General features: G+C 54.1%; 4 protein-coding genes. 2 read left to right on the top strand and 2 right to left on the bottom strand.

Features of this window, described 5'->3' with window-relative positions; translation table 11 throughout:
- Positions 1–132 precede the first annotated feature (132 nt).
- On the bottom strand, positions 133–891 hold the full coding sequence (locus RSF91_RS19670; RefSeq protein WP_332569984.1) for a 3-hydroxyacyl-CoA dehydrogenase: 759 nt from the start codon (positions 889–891) through the stop codon (positions 133–135).
- A 257-nt stretch (positions 892–1,148) separates the two neighbouring features.
- Positions 1,149–1,697, bottom strand: coding sequence for a phasin family protein (locus RSF91_RS19665; RefSeq protein ID WP_332569983.1), 549 nt, complete (start codon positions 1,695–1,697; stop codon positions 1,149–1,151).
- A gap of 372 nt (positions 1,698–2,069) precedes the next feature.
- On the opposite strand from RSF91_RS19665, the gene RSF91_RS19660 reads away from it, so the two are divergent.
- Together RSF91_RS19660 and pncB are read left to right on the top strand one after the other, a co-directional pair.
- The gene (locus tag RSF91_RS19660) at positions 2,070–2,549 is read left to right on the top strand and encodes an acyl-CoA thioesterase (RefSeq protein ID WP_332569982.1); all 480 of its coding nucleotides are present in this window, start codon (positions 2,070–2,072) and stop codon (positions 2,547–2,549) included.
- Between the two features lie 230 nt (positions 2,550–2,779).
- On the top strand, positions 2,780–3,846 hold a 1,067-nt coding region (gene pncB, locus RSF91_RS19655), incomplete at its 3' end, for a nicotinate phosphoribosyltransferase (protein ID WP_332569981.1).

Raw genomic sequence — 3,846 nt, 5'->3', positions numbered from 1 at the left:
GTCCACTCCGCCAGATTTAAAAAGCCGCAATCAAGAAATTGGTTGCGGCTTTTTTCTTGTCTGAAAAATCCATTCATGCAAGAAAAAAGCCTCGCAAGGAGGCTTTTGAGCGATGAGATGACGGGTGCCGCTTTATTTTGGGCCCATGCGAATAGCGCCATCAAGGCGAATCACTTCACCGTTGAGCATGTCGTTTTCAAGAATGTGCTTGACCAGCTTGGCGTAATCCTCGGGTTTGCCCAAGCGGCTGGGGAATGGCACGCTTGCGGCCAGCGCATCTTGCACTTCTTGCGGCATGGTGAACAACATGGGTGTGCCAAAGATGCCGGGGGCAATCGTCATATTGCGAATGCCGCTGCGGGCCAGGTCGCGGGCAATGGGTAAGGTCATGCCAACGACGCCGCCTTTGGATGCGGCATAGGCTGCTTGGCCAATTTGTCCGTCATAGGCTGCAACGCTGGCAGTTGAGATCAGCACGCCTCGTTCACCTGTGGTTTCGGGCTCATTTTTGCTCATGGCGTCTGCAGCCAGGCGAATCATGTTGAAGCTGCCAACCAGGTTGACCATGATGGTCTTGGTGTAGGTGGCAAGGTTGTGCGGGCCATTTTTGCCCACGGTTTTTTCAGCGGGTGCAATACCGGCGCAATTAACCAAGCCGGCCAGCTTGCCAAGACTGGTGGCTTTTTCCACCACGGCCTGGCCATCTGCTTCGTTGCTGACATCGCAGCGCAGATAAACGCCGCCGATTTCCTTGGCCACGCTCTCGCCGCGCTCGGCATTCATATCGGCAATGACGACTTTGCCGCCATTGGCCGCCAGCATGCGCGCGGTGCCTTCGCCCAAGCCTGATGCGCCGCCGGTCACGATAAACACGCGATCCTGAATCTGCATGAATTGTCCCCTTTTGATATGACGTTGACGTAAACGTCAATTATGCAGAAGGCTGGAACAATTCGAATTGCGGAAAGCGCGCATAAAAAAAAGCCCAATCATGAAGACTGGGCTTTGAAGGGATCCGTGAAACGGGGGTTTCAGGAGGATCCAAGGAGACAACTTGTGCGGATCAGCATCCATAAAGGCGCTGACCTGACATGCTGGCAATTATAGGGTAAACCCTAGAAAATTGCCAGACATGCGAATAACCATTTTTAGCGCTTGACTGCGACGGTCGACTTGACGGCTTCAGTGGCTGTCTTGGAGGCAGCGTTGAAGTTGGCTTCGGCCATGTCGGAGGCTTGCTTGACAGCCTTTTGCACGGACTCGAAAGCGTTGTTAGCGGCAGAGACGGCGCTCTTGACCAGAGCTACAGCAGATTCAGAACCTGCGGGAGCGTTTTGAGTGGTGGTGTCCAGCAAGGAGTTGAAGCTCTTGCGGGCTTCGGCGGACTGGACTTCCAGCGCCTTGTTGAACTCGCTAGCAGTGTTGCTGGCGATGTCGTACAGGTGGCGGTTGTAGGAAGCAGTCTTTTCAGCCAGAGGTTGGAAGATGCTGGTTTGCAGAGTCAGCAGAGACTGAGCATCTTTCACGTTCAGGACGGCTTGTGTGTGCTGAGCGGCTTCGCTCAGAGCTGCACGGGAAGCAGTAACGTTCAGTTCCACCAGCTTTTCAACGCCTTCGAAAGCTTTGCTCGTCAGGCCGAACAGGGTTTCGAGGTGGGCTTTTTGTGCGCTCAGGATTTGGTCAGGGGTCAGGGACATTGCAATTCTCCAAAATTACGAAACTAACAAGGGGATCGGACCGGAGTAAACGTCTGCTCTGACATGATCGCTAGTGGTTAACTAGTTGTATGTTGCAGTGCAGCATGGGTGCATTGTGAAAGAGTTTTTTGGGCAATGCAAGCATTAATTGTTGCGTTGCAACAAATAAATGAAGGACTCTTTTGTTTTTGTAAGTATTTGATTTATAAAAACTTTGTTATGTCTGATAACTGACGCAAAAATGCATGTGCGTGCTTTTTGTGCCTTGAGCCAAGCATGGATGAAGGTGCTTGGTAAGGGCTGACTCAGGGTGAAAGCAGGTACTGTCGCCGTGGTGCTGGCGGGGTTGAGACAGGTTTGCACAATGGCGCGATGACTGCACCACACACAGATGCCAAACCCGCACGAGCCATGCCGCAGGAGCGTGATTCCTATGCCGTTTTTCGCGAAATCAGTACGCGCTGGTCAGATAACGATGTTTATGGCCATGTCAACAACGTCATCTACTACAGCTGGTTTGATACGGCGGTGAACGCTTATTTGATAGCGCAGGGCGCACTGGATATTCATGCGGGGCAGACGATTGGGCTGGTGATAGAGACCCAGTGCAATTACTTTGCTTCGCTGGCCTTTCCGCAGCAGGTCGAGGCGGGCATTCGCGTGGCACATATCGGCAGTTCCAGCGTGCGCTATGAGGTGGGGCTATTTGCGCGGGGTGAGGCGCAGTCCGCAGCGGCGGGGCATTTTGTTCATGTCTATGTAGACAGGCAGACGCGCCGCCCCGCACCGCTGCCCGCTGCTTTGCGCGTGGCGCTAGAGCCTTTGCTGAGGCAAGGTGATGGTCATAAATAGAAAAATTTGATAGCTGCTTGCGCTTTTATATAAAGGGCTTGCGGGTGATTTGTACTCAATGCAGCAAAGTGCGCCTCAAGTCTCAGTAAAGGCGAGGCGGTTATGGCGTTGAGCAGGGCGCAGAGTGTGGAATCGCCTACACTCGGAAACCTTTGTTGAGGCTGGCGCTGCATGCGCTTTGGGCCAGCCTTGTTCTATGACTGAACGGACCGCCAGGCCCACCGTCGTCCATGATCATCACCAGCCTGCTAGATACCGACCTGTACAAATTCACGATGATGCAGGTGGTGCTGCATCAGTTCCCGGGCGCACAGGTGGAGTACCGCTTCAAGTGCCGCAACCCCGGCGTGCAACTGGCTCCCTACGTCAATGAAATCCGTGAAGAAATTCGTTCGCTGTGCAAGCTGCGCTTTCAGGATGCGGAGCTGGCCTACTTGAGTTCTCTGCGCTTTATCAAAAGCGATTTTGTGGATTTTTTGAGTCTATTTCAGCTCAACGACAAATACATCACCGTCACGCCGCTGCCCAGTGGCGAGATTGACATCAGCATCAAGGGCCCGTGGCTGCACACGATTCTTTTTGAGATTCCGGTGCTGGCCATCGTCAACGAGGTGTACTTCCGCAATACCCAGCCCGTGCCTAACTTTCTGGAAGGGCGCAAGCGTCTTGACGAGAAGATTGAGCTGTTGCAAGGGCCGGGGCTTGAATCGCTCAAGATTGCCGATTACGGCACACGCCGCCGCTTTTCCAAGGCCTGGCATGAAGAGGTTCTGCGCGTGCTGTGCGCAAGGCTCGGTCATGCGGGCTCGCGCATTGCCGGGGCAGGCAATGCTCAGCGCAAGGGGCAGCTGGCGGGCACCAGCAATGTGCTGTACGCCATGAAGCTGGGCCTGATTCCACTGGGAACGCTGGCCCACGAGTATTTGCAGGCCTGCCAGTCACTGGGCCCGCGTCTGCGTGATAGCCAGATTTTTGGCTTTGAATCCTGGGCGCGTGAATATCGCGGGGACCTGGGCATTGCGCTGTCTGATGTCTATGGCATGTCCGCCTTTCTGCGTGACTTTGACTTGTATTTCTGCAAGCTGTTTGATGGCGCGCGCCATGACAGCGGCGACCCGTTTGACTGGGGCGAGCGCCTGATTGCGCATTACAAGGCCAACAAGATTGATCCTTTGAGCAAGGTGTTGATCTTCAGTGATGGACTGACGATTCCGAAAACCATTGAGCTGTTCAAGCGCTTCAATGGCCGCTGCCAGTTAGCCTTCGGTATCGGTACCAATCTGACCAATGATCTGGG

Source organism: Comamonas sp., assembly GCF_036643215.1.
Lineage (GTDB): Bacteria > Pseudomonadota > Gammaproteobacteria > Burkholderiales > Burkholderiaceae_C > Comamonas.
This window is presented reverse-complemented; position numbering and strand designations above follow the sequence as displayed.

Coding starts and splice junctions, on each gene's coding strand:
- RSF91_RS19670 (WP_332569984.1), bottom strand. CDS start 891: ATGCAGATTCAGGATCGCGTGTTTATCGTGACCGGCGGCGCATCAGGC.
- RSF91_RS19660 (WP_332569982.1), top strand. CDS start 2,070: ATGACTGCACCACACACAGATGCCAAACCCGCACGAGCCATGCCGCAG.
- RSF91_RS19665 (WP_332569983.1), bottom strand. CDS start 1,697: ATGTCCCTGACCCCTGACCAAATCCTGAGCGCACAAAAAGCCCACCTC.